4 protein-coding genes and 1 pseudogene are annotated in these 3,553 nt (G+C 71.9%); all 5 read right to left on the bottom strand.

What is annotated here, in order from left to right:
- The coding region (locus tag AAC134_RS23580) for a DUF2924 domain-containing protein (RefSeq protein WP_339952215.1) at positions 1-483 on the bottom strand (483 nt) is incomplete at its 3' end.
- Positions 473-1,153 carry a DUF3489 domain-containing protein gene (locus AAC134_RS23585; protein WP_339952217.1) on the bottom strand — a complete coding sequence of 227 codons (681 nt, stop codon included), beginning with the start codon at positions 1,151-1,153 and terminating at the stop codon, positions 473-475. The genes AAC134_RS23580 and AAC134_RS23585, both read right to left, overlap by 11 nt.
- A gap of 343 nt (positions 1,154-1,496) precedes the next feature.
- A complete protein-coding gene (gene terL, locus AAC134_RS23590) occupies positions 1,497-2,981 on the bottom strand; it encodes a phage terminase large subunit (RefSeq protein WP_339952219.1) in 1,485 nt (494 codons plus the stop codon).
- The gene (locus AAC134_RS23595) at positions 2,978-3,397 is read right to left on the bottom strand and encodes a DUF5681 domain-containing protein (protein ID WP_339952221.1); all 420 of its coding nucleotides are present in this window, start codon (positions 3,395-3,397) and stop codon (positions 2,978-2,980) included. The genes terL and AAC134_RS23595 overlap by 4 nt, the downstream gene beginning before the upstream one ends.
- A pseudogene (locus AAC134_RS23600) lies at positions 3,390-3,553 on the bottom strand (DNA methylase N-4); the annotation flags it as partial. The gene AAC134_RS23595 and the pseudogene AAC134_RS23600, both read right to left, overlap by 8 nt.

Consider the following 3,553-nt stretch of genomic DNA (forward strand, 5'->3'; position numbering starts at 1 on the left):
CAGGCCGAAGAAGGCGGGCCCGTTGCGCCGCGTGCCGGTGATGGCGCGGGCCACCACGGAGAGGGAGGCGTAGCGCCGCCCCCTCCATCCTACGCCGTCCGCCGTCGCCGCCACCTCATGCGTCTCGCCGCGCCAGACCTTGATCAGCCGGGCGCCGGCGGGCGCGGCGGCCGGCGGCGCTCCGCGTCCCGCCGCCTGCAGCGCCGCCTCGGCCGAGGCGCCGGTCGCTCGCGCGGTCTCGATCCGCCGCCAGGCGTTGGCGAGCCGGGCGGGCTCGCCGCCCAGCGCCTCGGCCTGGACCGCATGCGCCAGCGCCAGCCGCATCAGCCGGCCGCTGGCCGAGGCGGGCGCCGGCGTGCCCATCCTCGCCTCCCAAGCGCGCCGGAGCGCGGCGGCGTCCAACTGGCCCAGCCGTTCCAGCTCCGCGGCCAGGCGCGAGGCGGCGGAGCCGCCGCCTCGCTTTGTCGCCCGCTCAGGCCGCATCGGCCGCGGCCTCCGCCTTGCCGAGCCTGTAGACCGTCTTGCCGTCGGCCCCCTTGGCGCTCTCGACCGCGAGCCCCTTCTTGCGCAGCCCGGTCAGCGCCGCGCGGGTGGTGTGGACCTGCCAGCCGAGCGCCTCGGAGAGCACATCGATTCCTTCGCCCTCCGGCGCCGAGATCATCTCCACCAGCCGCGCCTGCTTCGTGCCGGGCCGGAAGAGCGGCTTCGCCGAGGCGGCCGCTTCGTCAGGCTCGGCATCGGTCGCAGCGTCGGTCGCGGGCCGAGGCGCGTCGGCCTCCTCCGGCTCCGGCTCGCCGTCCGCCGCCGCGGGCTCCCCGAGTTCCGCAGGCGTCGCAGGCGCAGCCGCGGCGACCGGCTCCGCGTCCTCGGCATCCCCCGCCGCCTGCGCCGGCAGGCCGATCGCCTCAAGCCCAGCGGGCGCGATCCGCAATCCGAAACTCCAGCCGTCCTCGGTCTCGCGCCAAGCCTCGGCGTCGTGGCGGGCGGTCACCTCCTCAACCAGGCCCGCATCCAGCATTCGGGCCAGCGCCCGTTCCAGCGTCTTCCCCTTCGCCCGCACGCTCTCGGGCGGCGGCAGAAGCATGAAGTCCGGCCGCGCGGCGGCGGCGGAGAGCAGCACCAGCTGCAGGTCGGTGAGCTTGATCTTGGTCATCGTCGCGGTCTCCAGGCGAGGCCCGCGCCCGATGCGCGGCCTCCCACCGCGCAAGGCCCCGGCGGAGGCGCCGAGGCGGCCGCGGCAGGTCAGGCCATGCGTCGCGACGTCCACACCACCGCTTCCTGTGCGGGGGAAGTCGAGCGAATTCGACAAGGGGCCTGAAGAACTTGGGAGGCGGGGAGATCAGGCGACCCGCGCGCACGGCGCCGTCGACGCCAAGCGCACGGCGCACTGCCGGCGGCGGCCGGCGGGGCCCGGCCCGACACGCGCGGCGACGCCGCCGCGCTGATCGTCCGTGAGGACTGCGCCGACAGAGATCGGCGCAGCCTCTTGTTGCAGATCACCGCGCCTTCGGCCGGCGCGCCGCCTTCTTCTCCCGACTGCGCCGTTCGCGGAGGTTGTGCAGCGGCCGGCCGGTCTCGGGATCGCGGTCGACGAAGCCGAGGCCGGGGTCGGAGCGAGCCCAGCGGAGGAACTGGGCGATGCTGTCGACCTGGTCGTCGTGGCGGCCGTTGGGGAAGACCAGCAGCTCCTTCTTCAGCGGCTCGAACCAGGCGGGCGAGATCGGGAAGGCCACGCGGTCGGATTGCAGCAGGTCGGTCTGCACGACGAAGCGCTCGAACTTGTCGCCGTGCGGCCTAACGTGTTGGAACTTCAGCATGCCCTCCTGTCGCAGCGCCTGCACAAGCGCCGTGCCATTGGAGCTGTCCTCCACCATGACCTTGTCCGGCCGCCAGGCCTTGTGCAGCCGCGTCGCCGCCTGCTTCAGCGCCGGAAAGTCCAGCCGTTCCCGCAACACGTCGAGCAACACCCAGCGGGCGCCGTCCCAGCCCCAGGTGGTGCAGACCGAGTAGTCGCAGCCGGGCTTGTCCTTGATCGCCGTGTCCCAGCTCTGCACCACCCAGAGGACCTCGTCCCGTGGAGGCGGGGTCTCGATCAGCGTCATCTTCTCCAGCCGCAGATGCTCGCTCTCCACCGGGACCGGGTCCTGCAGATACTGCGCCGAGAAGGCGTAGGAGCCCATCTCCGCCCGCATCACGTCGAGCACTTTCTGCGGCTCGCGCACCGGGTTCAGCAGATCGCCGATGCGGCGGGACCAGGTCCGGCCCAGATAGAGCGGCAGGACCTGCTCCGACTGCGCGATCGCCGGCAGGGTCAGGTGATCGAAACTGCCGAGGTCAAGCAGATGGCCGGCGAAGTCGTCCTCGTGCAGCCGCTGCTGGATGGCGATGATCCGGCCCGTCCGCTTGTCGTTCAGGCGGGAATAGAGGGTCTGCTCGTAGTAGGTCTTCGCCTCCTCGCGTTTCGTCTCGGAGCCCGCGTCCTGCGCCTTCATCAGGTCGTCGATCACGATCAGGTCGGCGCCCAGGCCGGTGACGCCGCCGCCCAGCGTCACCGCGCGCCGGCTGCCGCCGGCGGTGGAGCGCTGATCGTTCCAGCGGCTGGCCTTCGGATCCAGCTGCATGGCGGGGAACAGCCGGCGATAGAAGGGGCTCCTCACCAGGTCGCGGAACTTGTATGCATGCTCGCGGGCGAGCTCTTCGCCGAAGCAGGCGACGATGACCTTGAAGCCGGGATCGCGACCCAGCAGCCAGGCGACCAGCGCCACCGAGCCGCAGATCGACTTGAGGTGGCGTGGAGGGATGGTGACGAGCAGGCGGGGGACGCGGCCCTCCGCGGCCTCCTGCATCTGGAAACACATGGCTTCGAGATAGGGCGCCGGGTCCAGGCCGGCGCCGCCATGCATCTCGGGGAAGGCGCGCTTGAGGAAGAAGTAGAAGTTCGTCCTCAAGAGCGCGTCGGTCCGGGCCCGGACGTCGCTCATGCCGCATCCTCCCCGTCCGCGAGCATGCGCTGGAACTCCGCCAGCAGCTCGGCGTCCCGCGTCAGGTCGACGGCATCGGCGGGCGCTTCGCCCTCGGCCCGCGCGTCCATCATCGCCTGGGCCAGGGGCAGCACCTTCATCACCTTCTCGATCGCCCGAAGGTCGCCTTCCAGCGCCTTGATGCGTAGGCGGAGCATGATCGCCTCGATGGCGGGCACCGTGGTCGAGCGTCCGCCGATGGTCACGGGGACCGGGCCGAACAGGCTATCCTCGAGGATCGAGGACAGATTTTTCGAGCCCTTCGGCCGGCCCTTCGAATTGCCGGACTGACCGGGCTTGAACCGGCTCTCAGCCGGTGGGCGCGCGTAGCCGATCTCGTAGTCGCCCTGCGGTTTCTTCTTGCGACGCTCAGACATGATCGGCCTCCCCGTCCGAGGCGCCGGCCGGCGCGGCGTAGGCGGCGGCCTCACGCTCGGCGAAGGTCTCGCCGGTTTCCGCCAACGTGGCCGCCCTGCCCGTCAGCGCCTGCCAGCGCCGCACCGCGACGTCGACATAGCTGGGCTCCAGCTCCA

The organism is uncultured Albimonas sp., assembly GCF_963977235.1.
GTDB lineage: Bacteria > Pseudomonadota > Alphaproteobacteria > Rhodobacterales > Rhodobacteraceae > Albimonas.

Excerpts from the sequence above, each read along its gene's own strand:
- AAC134_RS23585 (WP_339952217.1), bottom strand. The coding sequence starts at position 1,153 with ATGACCAAGATCAAGCTCACCGACCTGCAGCTGGTGCTGCTCTCCGCC.
- terL (WP_339952219.1), bottom strand. The coding sequence starts at position 2,981 with ATGAGCGACGTCCGGGCCCGGACCGACGCGCTCTTGAGGACGAACTTC.
- AAC134_RS23595 (WP_339952221.1), bottom strand. The coding sequence starts at position 3,397 with ATGTCTGAGCGTCGCAAGAAGAAACCGCAGGGCGACTACGAGATCGGC.